Source organism: Sphingobium sp. S6, assembly GCF_905120495.1.
Taxonomy (GTDB): domain Bacteria; phylum Pseudomonadota; class Alphaproteobacteria; order Sphingomonadales; family Sphingomonadaceae; genus Sphingobium; species Sphingobium agri.
Window position 1 is genome coordinate 1 of sequence record NZ_CAJHOG010000019.1, and the last position, 19,617, is coordinate 19,617.

Annotated in this window: 17 protein-coding genes and 1 pseudogene; 5 read left to right on the plus strand and 13 right to left on the minus strand. The window is 64.0% G+C overall.

Going from position 1 to position 19,617, the window contains the following annotated elements; translation table 11 throughout:
• Nucleotides 1–100: 100 nt before the first annotated feature.
• The 8 genes from arsC to SPHS8_RS19295 form a co-directional block, all read right to left on the minus strand.
• Nucleotides 101–541: an arsenate reductase (glutaredoxin) gene (gene arsC, locus SPHS8_RS19260; RefSeq protein WP_007688073.1), complete on the minus strand. Its 441-nt coding sequence runs from the start codon at nucleotides 539–541 to the stop codon at nucleotides 101–103.
• A complete protein-coding gene (locus SPHS8_RS19265; protein ID WP_007688074.1) occupies nucleotides 538–1,074 on the minus strand; it encodes an arsenate reductase ArsC in 537 nt (178 codons plus the stop codon). The genes arsC and SPHS8_RS19265 overlap by 4 nt, the downstream gene beginning before the upstream one ends.
• A 12-nt stretch (nucleotides 1,075–1,086) precedes the next feature.
• The gene (locus SPHS8_RS19270) at nucleotides 1,087–1,425 is read right to left on the minus strand and encodes an ArsR/SmtB family transcription factor (RefSeq protein WP_013849891.1); all 339 of its coding nucleotides are present in this window, start codon (nucleotides 1,423–1,425) and stop codon (nucleotides 1,087–1,089) included.
• Nucleotides 1,426–1,477: 52 nt separating this feature from the next.
• Entirely contained in the window at nucleotides 1,478–2,401 is a 924-nt protein-coding gene (locus SPHS8_RS19275) for an ArdC family protein (protein WP_007688077.1), read from the minus strand.
• 92 nt (nucleotides 2,402–2,493) lie between these two features.
• Complete coding sequence (locus tag SPHS8_RS19280; RefSeq protein WP_007688079.1) at nucleotides 2,494–4,506, minus strand: ParB/RepB/Spo0J family partition protein; 2,013 nt, start codon at nucleotides 4,504–4,506, stop codon at nucleotides 2,494–2,496.
• A gap of 111 nt (nucleotides 4,507–4,617) precedes the next feature.
• On the minus strand, nucleotides 4,618–8,817 hold the full coding sequence (locus tag SPHS8_RS19285; protein ID WP_013041753.1) for a strawberry notch-like NTP hydrolase domain-containing protein: 4,200 nt from the start codon (nucleotides 8,815–8,817) through the stop codon (nucleotides 4,618–4,620).
• 66 nt (nucleotides 8,818–8,883) lie between these two features.
• A complete protein-coding gene (locus SPHS8_RS19290; RefSeq protein WP_007688081.1) occupies nucleotides 8,884–9,750 on the minus strand; it encodes a DUF7146 domain-containing protein in 867 nt (288 codons plus the stop codon).
• Between the two features lie 61 nt (nucleotides 9,751–9,811).
• On the minus strand, nucleotides 9,812–10,138 hold the full coding sequence (locus tag SPHS8_RS19295; RefSeq protein WP_007688082.1) for a single-stranded DNA-binding protein: 327 nt from the start codon (nucleotides 10,136–10,138) through the stop codon (nucleotides 9,812–9,814).
• A gap of 79 nt (nucleotides 10,139–10,217) precedes the next feature.
• On the opposite strand from SPHS8_RS19295, the gene SPHS8_RS19300 reads away from it, so the two are divergent.
• The 5 genes from SPHS8_RS19300 to SPHS8_RS19320 all read left to right on the plus strand — a co-directional run bounded on the left by SPHS8_RS19300 (nucleotide 10,218) and on the right by SPHS8_RS19320 (nucleotide 14,767).
• Nucleotides 10,218–10,418 carry a hypothetical protein gene (locus tag SPHS8_RS19300; protein ID WP_013041755.1) on the plus strand — a complete coding sequence of 67 codons (201 nt, stop codon included), beginning with the start codon at nucleotides 10,218–10,220 and terminating at the stop codon, nucleotides 10,416–10,418.
• 386 nt (nucleotides 10,419–10,804) lie between these two features.
• Nucleotides 10,805–11,893, plus strand: coding sequence for a replication initiation protein (locus tag SPHS8_RS19305; protein WP_007688083.1), 1,089 nt, complete (start codon nucleotides 10,805–10,807; stop codon nucleotides 11,891–11,893).
• 195 nt (nucleotides 11,894–12,088) lie between these two features.
• A complete protein-coding gene (locus SPHS8_RS19310; protein WP_007688084.1) occupies nucleotides 12,089–13,291 on the plus strand; it encodes an AAA family ATPase in 1,203 nt (400 codons plus the stop codon).
• A gap of 47 nt (nucleotides 13,292–13,338) precedes the next feature.
• The gene (locus SPHS8_RS19315; protein WP_013849890.1) at nucleotides 13,339–14,352 is read left to right on the plus strand and encodes a ParB/RepB/Spo0J family partition protein; all 1,014 of its coding nucleotides are present in this window, start codon (nucleotides 13,339–13,341) and stop codon (nucleotides 14,350–14,352) included.
• Between the two features lie 64 nt (nucleotides 14,353–14,416).
• Entirely contained in the window at nucleotides 14,417–14,767 is a 351-nt protein-coding gene (locus SPHS8_RS19320; RefSeq protein ID WP_007688086.1) for a hypothetical protein, read from the plus strand.
• Nucleotides 14,768–14,811: 44 nt separating this feature from the next.
• Here SPHS8_RS19320 and SPHS8_RS19325 read toward each other — a convergent pair whose 3' ends face one another.
• The 5 genes and pseudogenes from SPHS8_RS19325 to SPHS8_RS19345 all read right to left on the minus strand — a co-directional run.
• Entirely contained in the window at nucleotides 14,812–15,495 is a 684-nt protein-coding gene (locus SPHS8_RS19325) for an RES family NAD+ phosphorylase (RefSeq protein ID WP_013041559.1), read from the minus strand.
• On the minus strand, nucleotides 15,495–15,893 hold the full coding sequence (locus SPHS8_RS19330) for an MbcA/ParS/Xre antitoxin family protein (RefSeq protein ID WP_007686501.1): 399 nt from the start codon (nucleotides 15,891–15,893) through the stop codon (nucleotides 15,495–15,497). Before SPHS8_RS19330 ends, SPHS8_RS19325 begins: the two co-directional genes overlap by 1 nt.
• Nucleotides 15,894–15,989: 96 nt before the next feature.
• Nucleotides 15,990–17,156: a hypothetical protein gene (locus SPHS8_RS19335; RefSeq protein WP_007686500.1), complete on the minus strand. Its 1,167-nt coding sequence runs from the start codon at nucleotides 17,154–17,156 to the stop codon at nucleotides 15,990–15,992.
• Between the two features lie 176 nt (nucleotides 17,157–17,332).
• Nucleotides 17,333–18,205 carry a recombinase family protein gene (locus SPHS8_RS19340; RefSeq protein WP_011950394.1) on the minus strand — a complete coding sequence of 291 codons (873 nt, stop codon included), beginning with the start codon at nucleotides 18,203–18,205 and terminating at the stop codon, nucleotides 17,333–17,335.
• Between the two features lie 136 nt (nucleotides 18,206–18,341).
• Nucleotides 18,342–19,568: pseudogene (locus SPHS8_RS19345) on the minus strand (transposase); the annotation flags it as partial.
• Nucleotides 19,569–19,617 lie beyond the last annotated feature (49 nt).

Consider the following 19,617-nt stretch of genomic DNA (forward strand, 5'->3'; position numbering starts at 1 on the left):
CGGCGCAGAGCGACAGCCTACCTCTGACTGCCGCCAATCTTTGCAACAGAGCCTTCGAAGCTGTTGATCGCCGGCTTGGGTCGTGCCGCAACGGTCGCGTTCACGCCCCGATCCTCTTGCCGGCGGCGTCGATGACCTGCTCGCCATCTTCCTTGGTGAAAGCCCCGCGCTGGGCGGACGGGAGAAGATCGAGCACCTCTTCCGATGGACGGCAGAGTTTCACGCCGAGCGGCGACACAACGATTGGCCGGTTGATGAGGATCGGATGTTCGATCATCGCATCAATGAGCTGGTCATCGCTGAGCGTCGGATCGGCAAGACCCAGCTCGGCGAAGGGCGTGCCCTTCTCGCGGAGCAACTGGCGTGCGCTGATGCCCATGCGGGCGATGAGCGAAACCAGGCGCGGGCGGTTGGGCGGCGTCTTGAGATATTCGATCACATGCGGCTCGATCCCGGCGTTGCGGATCATCGCCAGCGTGTTGCGCGACGTCCCACACTCGGGATTGTGATAGATGACGATATCGATTGCGGCATTGCTCATGCGCTGGGTGCCTTTTCGCTTGGGAGGTCGGCGCGGCCCTGTTCCTTGCCGATCCGGTTCAGCCGGTTCTGTAGACTCATCTTGTCGAGGCCTTCGAACGGCAGGTTGGTGAACAGCGAGATGCGATTGAACAGCATCCTGTAAGTATCGAAGAAGGCCGCGTGCTGCACCGTTTCGCTGTCCTCGATAGCGGCCGGATCGGGCACCCCCCAATTGGCGGTCAGCGGCTGCCCCGGCCAAACCGGGCAAAGCTCATTGGCGGCATTGTCGCAAACGGTGAACACGAAATCCAAGGACGGCGCATCGGGGCCGGAAAACTCTTCCCAGCTCTTCGAGCGGAACCGGCTTGCGTCGTAGTTCAGCTTCTCCAAGAGATGAATGGTGAACGGATGGACCTCGCCCTTGGGCTGGCTGCCGGCGCTGAACGATTTGAAACGGCCTAGCCCCTCACGGCTGAGGATCGCCTCGGCCATGATGGAACGGGCGGAATTGCCCGTGCAAAGAAACAGTACGTTCAACAGGCGATCCGTCATGTTGATGTCCTTTCAGGCAGCACGACAGGCAAGCAGTTCATCCGCAAGTGGATGGCAGAGCTCGGCCCGGCCACCACAGCAGTCCTTGACGAGGAACAGCATCACGGAGCGTAGCGCATCGAGATCGGCGCGGTAGTTGATGATCCGGCTGCGCCGCTCGGATGTGACCAGGCCGGCACGCGCCAGGGTCGCCAAATGCACCGACATCGTGTTCTGCGGGACATCCAGCGCCTTGGCGACCTCGCCGGCGGGAAGGCCTTCGGGTTCGTGACGCACCAGAAGGCGGAAGGCGTCGAGGCGCGTGGCTTGGGCAAGCGCGCCCAACGCGACGATGACAGATTCGTTATCCATATATCCACGATAGCGGATATATGGATATAGTGCAATCGGCGACATGGCGAGATCAAGCAGCCGCCTGCTCGTCCAGATCATCCTCGCAAGCGAGATCGGTTGCCCGCAGCAGAAACCCGGCGGCTTCCTCGGCTCGCGCAGCCGCCGTCAGCAATGCGCGATTATCCTTGCGCAAAATGGCGAGCCAGGATCCGATATAAGCCGCGTGGTCGTCGAGATGGGTGGTTGGGAGACCCACATCGGCGCCAACCAGCGCTGCTGTCAGTTCGGCGACCAACTCCTCGAACGCATATGCCTGATCGCCGAAGCGCTTCCCGAACGATCGGGCAAGCCGGGCTGGATGGCCTGTCCAGTGGCCGGCCTCATGCGCAATGGTGGCTGCCCAGGCGGCGCGCGTGTCGAATTGCTCGACCGGCGGCATGGTGATGACGTCCGCGCGCAGATCATAATAAGCACGATCGCCGCCGCATCGCAGCCGCGCGGGCAGCCGATCGACGAAGCGCTCCGCCCGCGGACCGAGCCGGTCGCCCGGCGGGACGAGGGAGAGGGCTTCGGGATAGAAATCGCCCGGCAGTGTATCGATCTGATCGGCATTGAAGACCGCATAGGACCGCATGACCCGGCGCTGCTCATCGACGAGCTCACCCGGACGTTCGTAGGAATCGACCTTCTTCGAATAGGCTTTGTAGAAGATCGCAAATTGCGACTGCTCACCGGCACGGACCTGCCCGCCGAGGCTTTGTGCTTGCCGATAGGTCATCCAGTAGCGGGACCGATAGCCGCACTGCTCGGCGGCCAGCCATAGCCAAAAGGTGTTCATGCCGCGATAGGGCTCGCCATTGGCGCGCAGCGGGCGCCCTTGCGCGGCGCATGATCGCCAGGGCCGTACCCAGGGACGCACACCGGCCTCGAGCCGGTCGATGATGGCGCGCGTGATGGTCTCGGCCGGCGAGGGCCGGCCCGATGATTGGGTCATGGTGGATACTCCGCGAAAGAGCGGCTGTCTCAGCGCCGCCGATGAAGGGCGGCGGGCGACACGAAAGCGCCGCCCGCCGTTAGGCGTTCGCCTCAGGCGGCCTGTTCGAAGTCGCCAGCATCGCCATCGGGGGCGATCTCCCCTGCCCCGCCGTCGCTGTCGTCTTCATCGCTGAGGAAAGCGGAATAGCTCCGGAAGCTTTCGGGCTTTTCGATCGCGCCGAACCGCATCTCGTCGGGCAGCCAGGAGAGCGCCTTTTCCCGGACTTCGGCCTCGACGATGCCCTGCCCCGAACAGAGCGCAGCGCAGGCATTGGCAAGGTCACCCTTCTTGGCGTCCTTGTATCGGCCGCGCAGCACCGGCCCGCCGATCTCGTCGAGCGCTTCGAGCATGACGTCCTTCTTCACCCGCCCGAAAAAGTTCTGGGCATCGGGCCGCCACCATTGCGCGACATCAATGTCGAGCAGCCGTCCGAGATGATCGTGGAAGCCGTTGCGGCGCCCGCCATCGTCGACGTTGAGTGTCGGCTCCAGCGTCTGCGCCATGACATGGGCGAGCCAATCGGCGCGCGCCTGTTCATCCAGTTGCCGGAAGGCATCGAAGCGGGACGACAGCGTGTTCCCGCCTGCCCAGCTCACATCGAGCGCCTGGCGCTGTTCGGTCAGGACATTGCTCGCCGCGCTACCTTCATCGCGGAAGCTGACGATCGGGAAGCTCGCGGCGGCGGCCTGCAACGTCGCGTGGTCCCGGACATAGCTGCTGGCGAACACCGTCCGGTGCGCCATCAGGAATATCGTGAGATCGAGCGCGAACCCGGCATCCGAGGCGACATGGGCTGCCAGGATCTGCCGGCGCTGGGTCGCGAGTTCGTCAACCAGCGTCGCGCTGAGCCGGGAGGCCGCGACCTTGCCGGACGGTGCTTCGGGTTCTGCATCCTCGCCCGCCTGCCGGATGGCGCGCTCGCTGAACATGCGGCTGTGCACCCGCGGACTGCCATCGGGCGCCAGATAGATGAAGGTGCCCAGCTGGTCCTTGATCGCATCATCGACCATCGTGCGCGACGCCTCGATCGTATCGAGTTCCCGCTCGATGTCGGCGAGACGCGCCGAAGCCGCCTCGGCCTCGGGCGTGCCGTCCTCGAGTTCGGTCTCAAGTTCGCGGATGAGCGCGTCGCCCTCATCCGAGAGACTATCGACGCGCTCCTGCTCGTCCCCGCTCAATTCGCGCAGCGGCGGATGATATTCGTGGAGCTGGCACTCCGTATCATAGGGCACATGCGTCGCGAGAACCGGCGTCACGAACGCCAGCTTCTGTTCGGCAGCGAGCGCTTCCGCGGCCGCTTCAAGCTTCTGGGCGGCCAGCTGCTCGATGAGCTCCACGTCGATCCAGCTCTCGTCCACATCTTCACCGAACAGGTCGCGCTCGATCCGGCCGCCCGCGCCGACATAGGCCTCGCGGCCGACGAACCGTGCCTTGGCGTCGGTCGCCTTGACCGTTCCGTTGAGGAGCGCACGGCGGATATTGTCGGGATTGTCGCCATAATAGGACCGGCTCATGCTCTCGAACACGCGCGCCTGGCGATCGACGTCGGGCGTGACGGCATAAGCCTGGGCGACCCCCAGCGTGATCTCGCCCGCCGCCAGCGCCGCGAATACGAGAGGAGCCAGTTCGGCAAGCCGTACCCGCTGCTCAACGAAGCGGGTCGTGACGCCGAAACGTTTCGCCACATCCTCGGCACTCGCGCCCTTGTCGAGGAAGTGCTTGAAAGCCGAGCACTCATCCGCCGGGTTCATCGCGACGCGGTGGAAATTCTCGGCAAGGCTCGCTTCGGCCGATCCAGCATCATCCTCGAGCACCAGCACCTGAACCTCATGGTCCCCGGCAAGCCGACCTGAATCGATCAGCCGCTGGAGCGCCCGCAAGCGGCGGCCACCCGCCTTGACGGTGAAATGTCCTGCCTTCTTGAGCGGCGTGACCACGAGATTCTGCAACAGGCCATGCGCGGCGATATTGTCGGCGAGGCTGTCGAGGTCGGCATCGCGATTGGATTTGCGGACATTGTCCTTCGAGAGCGAGAGGTTCTTGACCTTCACGGACTGGATCATCGGTTGTCTCCTTCGAGGGTTGCGCCGACCTCGTCGGCCGGCTTGAGCCACTCAGGCCCACCCGGCCGAAGGCCCCCTCCCCTCTCTTCGGTCGCTTGGCGCGGCCGCGGGTCAGTCCGTGATCCTGGCGAGGATCTCGAGGGCGCGGCTCGGGGGAACGAACAGCCGCGTGCGGTGCTGGATGATCTCGGTGAAGCAGCCCGCCGCCTTGAGATGCGGCAGCGCCTCGGGCTTCCAGTCCAGCAATTCGAGGCGTTGATCGCCGGCGACCAAGGCGCGCTTCAGCCGCAGCGCTCCGATCGGCATGATCTCGCCCGAGGTGCGGACGTGCTCGACCCGCGCGCCGAGGTCGATCTCGACATGGGCCGCGATGCCGAATGCGCTGGCAATCCGCTCAACCAGCGGCGCCGGAATAAGACGCCCGAGAAGCGACTGGCCGTCATCGCTCGTCAGCCGCCAGACCTGGACATGATCGTCGGGCAGCTTGCCCCACACCGGAAGCAGCAGGCCAGTGACCAGATAGATGATCTGCGTGCGCGTCTGCGCCGCCATTGCGTCGCATTCGGCCTGCCAGGCTTCGTCGAAGCTCGCCCGGTCCACGTCGGTCCAATGGGTTTCGGCGAAGAGGTCCTGCCGGTGCCGTTCGGTGCGCGTCGGCCGCACCAGCTCATAGCGGCGCACGGTCCGCCCCTCTTCGTCCGTCAGCGAGAAGGTCGGCCGGCAAATGGCGGCCTTGCCGGAACGCGGGTTGATCAACCCGCGCGCTTCCGGGTCGGCCAGAAGCCAATGCGCTCGCTCCAGGGTCAGCGGCCGATATCGCTCCTCGGTTTCGATACGCAGGATCTCGGTTTCGGCGCCGCTCACGGGATCGCGCCGGATCACCGTCCGGTCGAGGATCGAAATACGGTCGGCCGCGATCGTTTCGACGCCAAGATCGAGGGTGCCGGCCTCGCGTGCCTTTTCCACCCGTGCTTCGATCAAGCCGAGATATTCGTCGAAGATCGCGTTCTGCAGGTCGATGCGCAGCGCCAGGATGCGGTTCAACCACCGCTGGATCGTGGGCAAGGTCTCGGTGAGCCCCCCGCCCTCCCCGGCCAGGTTCAAACCGGTGAGCGCCTGGAACTGATCGAAGTGGACCGATTGGAGTTTTGCCTGGAACAGCAGGCGAAACCACTGGTCGAGCGATTCCCGCGCGAAGTCGGACTCCAGATTGTCGCGGGGGTCGAAAAGTCCCTGCCCGCCGGTCTGGCGTTGGCCACGGGTCAGCGCGCCCAGGCTGTCGAGGCGCCGGGCGATGGTCGAGATGAACCGCCGTTCGCCACGGCAATCGGTGGAAACGGGCCGAAACAAGGGCGGGCAGGCTTGGTGGGTGCGGTGCGTGCGGCCCAGCCCCTGGATCGCCGCGTCCGCGCGCCAACCGGGCTCGAGGAGATAGTGAATGCGGCGGCTCTGATTGGGCGCGTCGAGGCTGGCGTGGTAACTCCGCCCCGTGCCGCCGGCGTCGGAGAAGATCAGGATGCGCTTTTCGCCGCGCATGAAGATGTCGGTCTCCGCGAGGTTCGTGCGCGCGCTGCGCCGTTCGATCCGCTGACGGCCGTCGGCATCGACGACGATCCGCCGGCTGCGGCCCGTCACCTCGGCCACAGCCTCCGTCCCGAAATGCCCGATTATGTGATCGAGCGCCGAGCCGACGACCGGCAGCGCACAGAGTTGCTCGAGGAGCTGGTCGCGCATGGCCATCGCTTCCCGGCACAGCACGGGCTGCCCGGCCTCGTCGATCATCGGTTCCGAGCGCACCGTGCCGCTATCGTCGGTATAGGTGCGCATCTGGCGCACGGGAAAGGCCGCGGTCAGATAATCGACCAGGAATTCGCGCGGGGACAGCTCGATATCGAGCCAGGCGCGCTCCTCGGGGGACAGGTCGGCAAGGGCACGATCGAGCATCGCTTCCGAGGTCGACACGAGCTGGACGACGGCGCAGTCGCCGCGCGCGAGATCGGCGGCGATCGCCGGGATCAGCGAGGGCAGCTTCATCGACAGCAGGATCTGGCCGAAGAAGCGTTGCTTGGTCGATTCGAAGATCGACAATGCCGCGGCCTTCGCGCCGCTATTATAGGTGGCACCGCTGAAGCCGTCGGTGACGCGCGTGGCGGCGAGCGCGGCCTGCAGATTGTTGTGAATGATCGCCCAGGCATCGGCATAGGCATTGTAGACGGCGATCTGTTCTTCGCTGAGCCGATGCTCGAGGATGTCATATTCGACGCCGGCGAAGCTGAGCGCCCGCGCGGCATAGAGGCCCTGCGCTTTGAGGTCGCGGGCGATCAACTCCATCGCCGCGATGCCGCCTCGGCGCAGGGATTCCACGAAGGCCCGCCGGTCGGCGAAGGCCGTCTGCGGTCCCCACAATCCGAGGCGTGTCGCATAGGCAAGATTGTTGACATCCGAGGCGCCCGTCGCCGAGGCGTAGAGAATCCGGGCGCGCGGAGCGAGATTTTGCAGGCGGACGCCGGCAATGCCCTGCTCGGACCCTTTCGTGGCGCCGAACCGGCCCTCGCCGCCGGCCACCCCGGCCATTTCATGCGCCTCGTCGAAAACGATGACGCCGCTGAAATCCTCACCCATCCATTCGATCAGCTGGCGCAGCCGCGTGCCCCTGTCGCCGCGGTTGGAGCGCAGGGTGGCATAGGTCAGGAAGAGGATCCCATCGCCCAGCGCGATCGGGGTGCCGAGCTTCCACTGGTTGAGATGCTGGATGTCGAGCGGCAAGCCGCCAAGCGCCGACCAGTCCCGGCGAGCGTCTTCGACCAGCGTCTCGCTCTTGGATATCCAGAGGTGGCGGCGGTTGCCACGCAACCACTGGTCGAGGATGACGCCTGCCACCTGCCGCCCCTTGCCGGCGCCCGTGCCATCGCCAAGGAAAAAGCCGGTCCGATAGGCGTTACCGGCCTCTGCCGGCGACAGCGAAAGACCCTCCTCGCTGGATATGAACCGCCCGGGAAGATCGCGCTCGAACGCCGCGCCAGCGTAGATCAGCGTTTCGAGCTGCGCGTCCGAGAGCAGGCCGTCGTCCAGGATCCTGGCCGGCAGCACGGGTTCATAAGCGACCGGGGGTGCGGCAATCGATCCCATTGCCTGCGATTCGACCAGCGCGCTTGGGTGCTCACGAGCATCGGCAATCAGCAGACGGCTCGGCCGATAGGGCAGGTAAATCCCTTGCGGTTCGCCCGCGGGTGCGGGCGCGTCGAGACGGTGATAGGCGACCGCGCGGGTCGTGGGCAGGGTCACCGCCGCACGCGAGCAGACGGGGCGGGTCCGCCGCGTGAGGCCCCGGAACAATCCGCTGGGGCGGGAGATCGGCTGCGGCTGCGGCGCGCATGGGGTCGCCATCGCATCGATGGCCGCAAGCGCAGCGCCGAGCGTCGTGCAGGTCTGGCGCGGGACCGAGCCCCCTGCCCCGTCCTTTTCGAGGAGTATGAGCTGGACTGCCTGGCCGGTGCCGTGCTTGGCATAGGCATCGGGCGGCAGGTCGAGATGCAGCCGGGCATGCGCGCCCGCAGTGGCGTGCAGCCAATCCGCGTCCTCCGTCTCGATGCGGTCGGGGAGAATAACGGCGCAGCGCCCGCCTGGAGCAAGCCGCAACAGCGCGGAGCGCAAATGGCGAAGCGCGGCATGGCGATCGCGCGCGCGCCCCTGGCTTCGCGAGAAGGGCGGATTGAGGAGCACGACGCTCGGCACCAGTTGCGGATCGAGCATATCGTCGATCAGTTCGCCATCATGCGTGCTCAGCCTGCCTTCGGGAAAGGCGTGACGCAGCAAACGCGTGCGCCAGGCATCGATATCATTGAGAAGGAGGCGCGCGCCGGCGAGATGGGCGTGTACGGCCAGGAGGCCGGTCCCGGCCGAGGGCTCGAGCACGATATCGTGTGCCGTGATCGCGGCTGCCTTGGCGGCAAGGAAGCCGATCGGCGCCGGTGTCGAGAATTGCTGGAACGCGATCTGCGTTTCGCTACGCACGCTTTGCGTGGGAAGCGCCGCCGTCATAGCGATCAGCTGGGCGAGCCGCGCATTCGCATCTGCCGGGAGCGTCGCGTTCTTCAGATGGAGGACCTGCGCGAGTTCGAGCACATCGTAGGCGTCGCGCAATGACCACAGGCCATCGGCGCTCGAGCCACCGAAAGCGGAGGTCATTTCGGCAAGGAGGTCGTTACGTGCAACCGGACATCCTTCGGACAGCCGGTCGGCTATGCCTTGAGCAGCGGTACGGGCGGGATCATCGAGCGGCAGCGTGAGCGCGAGGGGGTGTGTGGCCATGGGGCATCTCCAGGTCTGACACCTGGCATCAGCGCCAGGTCATCAGCCGGAAGGCTCCCTCCCCTTTCAGGCCGCCTCGGCGGCCCGGCGGACACGCCAAGCATCATTCCAGTCCGCGTGCCGTTCCGGCAGCCGGAGCACCAGTTCGCGTCCATTGGCTGTGAGATGGGGGCGGGCTTTTTTGAGCATGGCGGCAGCGGCGGCACCGCGATCGCCATAGACGATGATACGCTTGACCCGTTCGGGGATGGCGACAAGCCCAAGGCGTTCGACCCCGCCCAGCGCCCAGGTGGGCGTTCCGAACCAGGCCATTGCTGAAAGGGCGTCCTCGATGCCTTCGGCAAGGCCAAGCTCCTCGCCGGCCGGCGCCAGACGAATGGCCGCGTCGCCGAGAAGGCCAAGGGCAATCTTCGGCTTTGGCATGGGTTTGTGCAGGATGTCGGCGAGATCGAGGCAGGTCCGCTGGACGGCGACAACCCCCAGATCATTCTCGACCGCGGCGATCATCGCCGGAAAGAACCGGCGGCGCTCACCGGCCCCGACGATGGTGCGCGGGTTGTAGCGCAGGCAACGCGGATAGGGAGGCGGCAGACCGCGCGCCGCCAGATAATCGGCCGCTGGAGATCCGGCGATGGGCTGGCTCGCCTTCCATAGGCGAAGTGCAAGAGCGCGATGGTCCGCGGCCGCCTTCGGGCGCGGCATTGTGAGCGGCTCCGCATCGTGAAGTTTGCGCCGGCGCAAAGCAGCCAGAACATCGCGCGTGTCGCAGCCGGCAAAGCAGTGGAACAGGATCGCCCGCTCGCCCAGGCGTACCGACAGGCTGGGACCATGATCGTTATGTGCCGGGCACCGGCATTCGCCGCGCGTACCGCGCCAGATCCCACCCAGGGCTTCGACAATGGCTTTGGCGCGATGGGGAGCAGCTATGGGCATCGACTAATCCTCGGAAGTGGTGGAGCGCCGCTGCTGATTGCGCCCTCCCCTCCCCGATATTTCACCCCGGCATGCCTTTGGGTGCCAGGATCCCGAATTCCTCGACGATGCGATCGGTTGTGTAGTGCGTCGCGCCGTCGCGTTCATAGGAGTTGTCCTTGAGCCGTCCGGCTATGCGCACGAGATCCCCGACTTGAGCCCGGTCGGCGATATGTTTTCGCTGGCCTTCGCTGAAGACGCTCACGCGGTTCCAGTGGCTGTCTTCCTGCCATTCGTTATCGTCACCCTTGCGGCGATAATTCGCGCAGACCGACAGCAGGGTGACTTTCGGCCGCGCGTCGATTTCCCCGATCCGGCCGATGATCTCGAACTTGGCGAAGTTGATCATGCACCCTCCATGCGCAAGGTCATTTGGCCGGCAGCCTATCGTAGGCGGCTAACTTCGCGTATCCCTCCAGGCGGGGGGATTGAACGATTGCATCAGGCGCGACGCCGATCTCTTTCTCAAAATAAAAAGAATCAAAACGCCGCTGCTCGCAGCGGAAGCTTTTCCGATTCAAAAGGATTCAGATTCAGGAGGCCGAAAGCACAGCATTTCTGCGGGTTTGAGCAAGCTTATCCTGACCGGACGGGGGATTTTGCCTGCCCTTCCGGGGGCGCTTCCCTGACCGATCGGGGGATGCAACCTGACCTGCTGGGGCCTTCCTGACCGTATGGGGGACAGCTTCCTGCTGGAGTGATTCGCTCGCCATAGCGTTCGTCAGGGACTTTCTTCGGCGTCCGCGCTGCCGTTTGCGCGGGTCCGGGCGCTTGGAAACGCGACTCGCCGCACTTCCTCATGGTTTGCTGCTTCGGAGCGAAGTTCCATCCTGACCTCTTGGGGGCCGAATCCGGTGTCTATCCTGCCCTGACTTGACGCGTAAGGACAGGTCAGGCAGATTTTCTCCCACGCTGGACGAATCGGCGCAGACTTCATGGCATGGATGACGAGCAAGCCCTAGATCACGCTGTAACGCCCTCCCCCACCGGCGATGACGCTTCTCCGGGACGGGCGATGCGGGTGGCTGCCGCCCTGCAGGCAAAGGGCGGTGACGAGTTCGCCAAGCCCGGCAGCATCGTCGAGGTCAAGTTCGTCAAAGGCCAGTCGCTTAGCCTGACTGCTTCGCGTTTGCTTGCGCTGATGATTTTGACCGCGGGCGGTGATGCCTGGGAGGACCGCCCGCACAAGATGCGAAAGGCGGACATTCGCCGCGGCCACAAGGGCAATGAGCGCATCTCGGATATGCTTGAGGAATTGCACCGCACGCTTTTCGCGGTCGACGACAAGTCCTGGCGCGGCAAGAAGGCGACGCTGCGCTTTTCGCTTATCTCGTCGTCGCGCGAAGAAGCGGAAGACGAAGAGGGCGCGGACGCTGGGTGGATCGAGTGGGAGTTCACGCCCGAAGCCCGAAAGCTGATCCAGGAATCGGAGACCTATGCGGTCCTGAACCGCCAGGCGGTGCTCGGCTTCCGATCAACCTATGCGCTCAAGCTGTACGAGATCGGGGCGCTGAGGCTGCATAGGCGCCAGTCGCTCTGGAAGGGCGACATGACGGCGCTGCGTGCGCTGCTCGGCATCGCGCCGGACGTCTACAAGGATTTCGCGCAGCTGCGCCGCAAAGTTCTCGAAAAGGCGAAGGCCGAAATCGACCAGCTCGCCCATTTTCGCGTGGAGTGGCGGGAGATCCGCCAGGGCAGAACTGTCACCGAAATCGAATTCCGCTTTGAGCCCAAGGATGCTCCGGCCCAAATCGCGACCGTGGATGAGATCGGTCGGCACTCTGCGGGCAGAAAGGCGCGGCGCGAGGACGAGGTGGAGACCGTTGCCGTCGAGGCTGTCACACAGGCGGCGGTGGCGGCCTTGGTGTCAAAGGATAAGGCTGGGGCAGGGGAGGTCACCTTCCCGAACGGCACGATCCGCTTTGGCTCGGACACGCTCGCGGCCATCGGCCGTTCGGCTGGCGGCGGTTGGGACATCGATCTCATTGCCGATGCCTATCGCGCGCAGATGGGCGAAAGGCTGGCGAAGCTCAAGGGCGCCAAGCTGATCGCATCCTGGACCGGCTTCTGCGAGAGTTTCCTGGCACGACGCGGGCGCCCCTGAGCCGAAATTGCACCGGTGCAATTTCGGGGTGAACTGCCCCCAAGGGGTCAGGTTGCGAGGGGGCGCAAAAGGTCTGCGGCGCAGATTGGGCAAGTTTCGCCCTTCGGGCTGGGCCGACTTGCGAAAATCAGCCTTCGATTGACCTAAAAGTGCAAATTGAGCTATGCCCCCTCTAGTTTCGCAAGGGGGCCTCTCTTGGCTGCATCACTCGACATTGAGGGCACGCAGGACCTGCTGTCCGTCTCGACGCTCGCACAACGGACCAGCTCTGTCCTCGAGCGGCTCCGCGACTCCGCGCGGAGTGCCCGGGCGGACGAGCGGCGCGAGCCGACGTTCCCGATTGGCAAGGCCGCGGAACTGGTCGGCCGAACCGCGGCGGCCATTCGCGAGGCCGAGAAGGACGGCCGCTTGCCGCCGCCTCCGCGAACCGAGAATAATCGGCGTGTCGGCTATACCCTGGCGCAGCTCAACGACATGCGCGGACTGTTCGGCACCCGGCCCTGGCGGGCCGCAACCGATCCCTGCTGCGTTATCGCGGTGCAGAACTTCAAGGGCGGGGTGGGGAAATCGACTCTTTCGGTGCACCTGGCCCAATATCTCGCGATCAAGGGCTACCGGGTGGCTCTCATCGATTGCGACAGCCAAGCGTCGGCAACCACGCTATTCGGCTATGTGCCCGACCTCGACCTGACCGAGGAGGACACGCTCTATCCATTCCTGCGGCACGACGACATGGAGTCGCTCGACTATGCCCTGCGCAAGACCCACTTCGACGGCCTCGAGCTTGTTCCGGCCAATCTGCGGCTGTTCCAGTCGGAATATGAAATCGCAGCGCGCATGGCGCGGGGGCAGGGGAACCTGATCGACCGCATGGCGCAAGGCATCGCGAGCATTGCCGATCGGTTCGATGTGGTGGTTCTCGATCCGCCTCCGGCGCTCGGCGCGATCTCGCTTTCGGTGCTGCGCGCGGCCAATGCGCTGGTGGTGCCGGTTCCGCCGACGGTGATGGACTTCTCGTCGACGGCGGCCTTCCTCGCCATGCTCGATGAGACCATAGAGACGCTGGCCGATCGCGGCTTGGCGCCGTCGCTGCAGTTCCTGCGCTTTGTGGCGTCCAAGGTCGATGAGAATAAGTCGATGCAGAAGGAACTGCTGAACCTGATGCGGACCCTTTTCGGTCACGCGATCGTCCGTACGCCGCTCAAGGATTCGGCCGAAATCGACAATGCAACGGCGCGGCTGATGACCGTCTACGAGCTGGACGGCCCGGTCACCAGTTCGACGGTGCGCAACCGCTGCCTTGCCTATCTTGATGGCGTGAACAGTGAAATTGAGGTCGACATTCGGTCGATGTGGCCGAGCCATTTGACGCGGCTTCGCAAGGAGGGACTCGCCTGATGCGAGCAAAATTGCACCGGTGCAATTCCGGGTAGAAGGGGTGGATGATGAGCAAGAAGAACGCCAACTTCGCGGCTGATCTGGTCGCCGGAATCGACCCGGGGGCGCAAGCCCCAGCGGCGCGGCGCCCTGGCATCGGTGCGAGCGTGCTGGCGGGCCGGGAAAGCCGGCTTGCCGAATTGGCGACGGGCAGCGTCGTCTCGCGCACCCATGAGCTTGTCGATCCCGCGCGCTGCCGAATGTGGGCGGGGCATAACCGCGAATATGCGCTCCTCAATGAGGAGCGGTGCGCCGACCTCATCGAGAGCATCAAGGCGCAGGGCAAGCAAGAAATGCCCGCCATCGTTCGCCGCGTGAAGGACGATCCTGCCTTCGATTTCGAGGTGATTTGCGGCGCGCGCCGGCATTGGACGATCAGTTGGCTGCGCGCCCACAACTATCCGGATTTCCGCTTTCTCGTCGATATCCGTAGCCTTACCGACGAGGAGGCCTTCCGTCTCGCTGACCTCGAGAATCGGGCGCGCGACGATCTCACCGATCTGGAGCGCGCGCGCGACTATCTGCGCGCGCTCGACGCCTATTATGAGGGGCGCCAGAAGGTGATGGCCGAGCGGATCAATGTCACGGAAAGCTGGCTCAGCCGCTATCTCGACCTTGCCCGGCTGCCGGCGGAACTGATGGCGGCCTTCGCCCTTCCGCAGGATCTCAGGATCAAGCATGTCACCGCGATCAAGCCTCTCTTGAAACCGGAGGATCGGCGGCAGCGTGTGTTCGCCGAGGCGGGACGTCTCGCTCAGGTGCAGTCCGATCGCGCAGCACCGATGCCGGTCCCCGATATCATACGCGCGCTCGCTCTGGCCGCCGATCCCCCCAAGAGGTCAGGATCCCCCAAGAAGTCAGGAAAGCCGGAAACGATCGTGTCCGAAGGGGGGAAACCATTGCTGAAAGTGGAGGCGGTGGATCGTAAGGGTCTCAAACTTACCTTGCTCCCGCATGCCGGTGGTACGCGGGCTGAAGCGGAGGCCGCGTTGAAAGCGCTGCTCGATCAGCATTGGAGCTAGGACAATCTTCAGCGGTTCTGAGACGTGAGAGTTTTGTCTTCACATGTTGAATATGGACTGCCCTATGACTGCAGCCTTCCAGGATGACATTCGCGAGAATGAGATCATCTCGCCCCGTCGTCTGGCGGAGCGCCTGCGCTTCTCCATGGCGCATTTGGCTCGCGTTGCTCGCCTGGATCCTAAGGCCATGACTCTGTATCCCTCCGCCCCGACCGTGCAGATTAAACTGGAGGAAATAGCCCGAGTTATAACGCGAGCGGCAGAACTTGCAGGCGAAGAAGGCAAGGCGGTTATCTGGTTCAAGCATCAACCCATTTCTGGAGTTGGGAAAACGGCCGCGGAATTGGTTGCGAATGGCGATATCGATATCGTCATGGAAGATCTCGATCGTATGGCTGCCGGGGTCTATTCCTGACAGGCGTCACTCAAGGCCGAAAGGTTAGCTTGTCCGCAGGACCTTTAGGCGAATGTCTTCTTCTCGTAGACGGTGACAATCGCCCGGCCATCCCAAACGTAGCACAGGTGCCGCTCCTGTCGGCTGTTGGCGAGTAGGCGAGGGCGGAACACCGCGGCGCACTCGCCGTCGGCGTCGCGCACGCTTTGGTACACGATGCCATCCGAACCTTGCTCACGCAGGTGCCGGCCAAGCGCCTGGCCGGCGGCATAGCTGTCCGGGGCGTAGAGGGCAGGGCGTTCATCGCGCAGGCCGCGAATATCGTGGAGCATGGCGTCCAGGTCGACCGCGTAGACGCGCATGTCGAGTTCCTGCGCCGGTTCGTGGGTGTACGCCATGAAGCGGGTTCGGTGATGGCGCGTCTCGGCAACCGCAGTCTCGATGGTGCTGGCAGCGTAGAACAGCCCGAAACTGCCGTCACAGAACCGGCTGCCATCGGGATTTAGGTGGGTGAACGCTGCCATGATCGCCGATGTTCCGGGTCCCGATACGCGGTCCTCCGGTGGGACGAGGGCGAGGTCCCCGACCTCGTCGCGAAGCCGGTCGTTGGTCATCGCCTCGATCGCATAGACCGCTTCCAGGTCGGCCGGATCCGCGACATCCTCAAACAGCGATATGGGCGGGAACCGGCTTGCGACGATCCGGTAGCACGGTTGCCACCGCACTTGCGTCGTCGCAATGGCATCCATCAGCCGCGCTGCGCGTCGATATATTGACGCACCACGTAGAGATCGGCGACATTGCCCGAGGCCATCCGCTCGATCGCCGGGCGTCCGGCGAACAGCGGCGCCTCATTGGGTTTGCGTACCCATTCGTTGGCGGTACGGGGCAGGAGCATCTTCAGCCCCTTGTAGATCCCCATGACATAGGAGATGCGCTCCAGCGCATCCTTGGGAATCGCCGCGACCGCGCCGCGCTTCCAGGTCTGGAAGGTCGAGCGGCTGTCGAGCCCGAGAAGCTTCATCTGCTCGGCTTCCTTGAGGTCCCAGGCGTCGGCAATGCGGAAAAAGGTGCGCAGCGCCGGACCGCTCAGATCCTTGCGGCTGGGCGCTTTGGCGGGGACGCCGGAATGGGCAGTTGTGGCCATTGGCCATCTCCTTCTTTCTCTGTCTATGTATGATATCTGTACATAACGTCAAGAAGAGATCAGTTTTCATACACGCCGAATGCGCGCGATGCCGCGTCAGGGATGGCCAGAACTGCCGGCGAGCAGCCGGTCGATCTCACCCATCGCCGCGTCGAACTCGGCAAGAGCCGCATGGGGGAGGGCGGTAGCCTGGTCCAAAGACGCCGGCTGCCCATCCCTTCCCGGTTCTTCGACGACCAGCAGGGCCTTCCCCTTGACCGTCTCCCGCCGTGCCATGCGCGCCGCCACAAGGGCGTCGCCGATCGCATAGGTGCCGCGCCGACTGATCCCGAACGCCCAGGTGATCTGATCGAGCCCGAGTGGCGCAAAACCAGCGAGCAGGATCCACACCTGCGGTGCCCGCGCGCTCGAGCGCAGGTGCCCCAACTGCTCGCGCATCAGCACCGCGCGCCGCCGCGCTTGCGCGACCAGCTCGGCAAGCCGGGTCACGCTGCGCTGGAGGCTGCGGGCCGCCAGCATGGCGCGTTCGCCCGGCCAGAGCTGCGGCTGCAGCGTTTGCGCCGTCACCGCGCCGGGGCAGGGGAGGGCGCGGGCCCACGCGCCGGACGCGGTCAGCAGCCGCCCCAGCGCGGCATCGACCGCCCAGAGCGGGGTGCGCGTGGCGGCCTGCTCGATCGCCACCGCGCGGTTCCCAAACGAACGGATTTGCACCGCGCGCTCCAGCGGCGCGAACCGCGGATCGGCGCGCAGCAGCGCGTGCAGGCGGGCCAGACCCGCGAAGGGCAGGGGGGTCTCGTCATCCGCGCCGGCCTGTTTCATTAGCGTGATCGCCCTGCCGATCGCTTCCTCCGCCAGCGCGTCTTCGGCTTGCATCGGGCGGTCGGCCCCGAAGCGAGCGGCCAGAGCGATGGTCTGCGCGGCATCGGCGAGCGGTTCCCACGGATGACGGCTGAGTTCGCCGAGCAGGGCGCGGACCACGGCATAGGCGGAGCAGCCGGTGAGGGGTGTCTCTTGGGGGCCGCGGTCGAGCCCGGCGAACCAGGCGTTGAACCGGTGTTCGGCGTCCGCAAATCCCGCTTGCGCCAGGGATGAAAGCAACACCTCCCGCAGCAGCCCTACGCAGAACAGCCGTTTTTCGATATCGGTGAGGCTGGCGAGGAGCCCGTCGAGCCGGCCGAGCGCCAGCGCGCATTCGCCTTGCGCGAGGGCGAGCTCCTCGGGTGGGACGTCGGTGTCGGCGGCGAGGGGATGGAAGCGCTCCATGCCGGATGTGTAGTGAATGCCAAAACACTGCACAACTACTCAGGTGGTTGGTGAACGAACATGTGATAATTGCACTTATCACATAAGCAGATTTGACCGTTCTTTATAAGGCCCAGTCGGCCCGAAGCTGCGATTTTGGCCAGGTTGAAGAACGAACACTGAACGCTTGATTGATTCTACCAGGACCGTTGCTGACCACCGACCTCGTAGATATCGGCTTCCATGGAGCAATTGTAGCTCTCTGCGATGTTGAACATCTCGGAGAGGAGGCTTTGGATTTCCTCATCAAGGGAAATGCCATCCGGATCGGGGTCATAGGCGACGGTCAGTTTGTAATCACAATTGCCGTTTTTTACCATGGCGTAGTCGCGTTCCAGCATCGCCTCAATCCGCTCCCGAGCGGGTTTTCTACCTCTTCCACGCTTGTTGAAGTTCTCGATAATCAGATGCAGGGCGATGCTGGCAGTGGGCGGCTTTTCCGGCAGTTTGGTCTGTGACGGAATAATGTCGAGCGCCCGATAGACGGTCATTCGTGAGACCTTCAGGTCGCGGGCAACGCGGGCCTTGCTGGCGCCGGCGGCAAGGCGACGGCGGATTTCATCGTCATCGACGTTCTTCTTCCGGCCTTTGTAAACGCCTTCGGCGCGCGCCGCTTCGATCCCGGCGCGCTGACGATCCTTGATGAACTTCAGCTCCATATCGGCGACCATGCCGAGTATGGTGATGACCATTCGCCCCATGTCGCCCGCCGTCGTCACCTCTGGCTCAAGGATGCGCAGCGAAGCTCCCTTTTCATCAAGCTCATGCACCAGGTTCAGGACATCGCGCGTGGAGCGGCCGAGCCGGTCGAGCCGCAGCACGACCAGCTCGTCGCCGGTGTGCATAAACTGCATGATCGTTTCCAGTTCCGTGCGCCCGCTCCGCGAGGCCCCCGATCCGGTCTCGGAACGGATAATTTCGCAACCTGCATTCTTGAGGCGGCCAATCTGGATATCCAGATCCTGGTCCGTGGTGCTGACGCGGGCATATCCGATACGAGCCAAGTGCAAAATCCGTCACATTAGGGTGGCTCTTGCAGTGTATCGTCACATTGAGCGCAAACCCACCCTTTTGTGACAGACGAATGGTGTCACTCGGCCCTATCACTCTGGGGTGTACCCAAATGTTATAGGCCGATCAGCCGCCTCACGCTGCAAGCCGTCCAAAATCAATCCGGTCGTTCAGGTCGAGGTCGAAGCGGCCATAAGGGTTCACATGACTGTAGATCAACGGCGTGAGACCACGATAATCTTCCGGCGTCATCCGCCCCGCCCACTTCGGCTCAACCAGTACGGTCTGAAGCATGCGGGTGTTCACATACACCAGCGACGCTTGCAGGAGGTGTAGCGCCAGAACGGAGATTTCCTGCTCATGGATGCGGTTGGTGGCGATCTCGCCGCCCTTGCCGAAGAACACGAAACCATTAGCGCCGTTCCAGTTCTCAACCACATTCAGCCCTTCGTGGATCTCGCGGCGGAATGCCTCCTGACGCAAATACCGGCATAGGAAGATTGTTTTGACCGCGCGGCCGAGTTCACTCAGCGCCTTGTAGGTCGGGTGCATCACTTCGGCTCTGGCAAACCGGAGCAGGATCGCTTCCGGATCGGCGGTGCGCGATTGCATGGCAGCGGCATATTTGACCATTTCGTCATATTGTTGCTCGATCTCGTCCCAGTCGATCGGGCTGGAGAGGATCGGCAGTAAATTGGAAAGCCGCGTGCGCATGCCGGCTTGGGGAAGGGCCAGTTTCTGGCGTGCCACTGCTTTCAGCCGCGGGGCAAGCTCAAATCCAAGGAGTCGGCAGAACGCAAAGCCGACTGCGCTCTGGCCGTGGCTATCGACGTACTGGCGCTGGATTTCCATGTCGGTGCAATGGCGTAGCACGCCTTCGATCATGGAGGCGACCTCCGAGGAAGAGCACCGCTTGAGCTGGGAATAAACGCAGGTCGCGCGCTTCTCCACATGCCAGTAGATCATGACGCCACGGCCGCCATAGCGGGCGTGCCATTCCGTCATCAGGTTGCGGTCCCACGCGCCGAACTTCGTTGAATCGGACGCGCATGCCGTGCCCGCATCTCCCCATACTGCGGCATTGCGGATTGCCAGTGTCGCGTTTGCTACCCGCGCGCACGCCTCCCTCAGCGCTGGCGCGTGGATGAAACGGCGATGGACATGCAGCAATTCCTCGTAACTGACATCGGGTGTTGCGCCAGCGACCCGCTTGAGCCCGGCGTTCGTGCCCAAGCCATAGAGACACAGCAAAAGACGCTGAGCCAAGGCTGCTTTCGACAGGGTAACCCGCGAGGCCGACGTTTCGAAAGCATCCATCAATCCCGTGTCCAGAGCAGCCTCTTTCAACACGTCCAGCGGCTCTGTTGCAAAGATTGGCGGCAGTCAGAGGTAGGCTGTCGCTCTGCGCCGA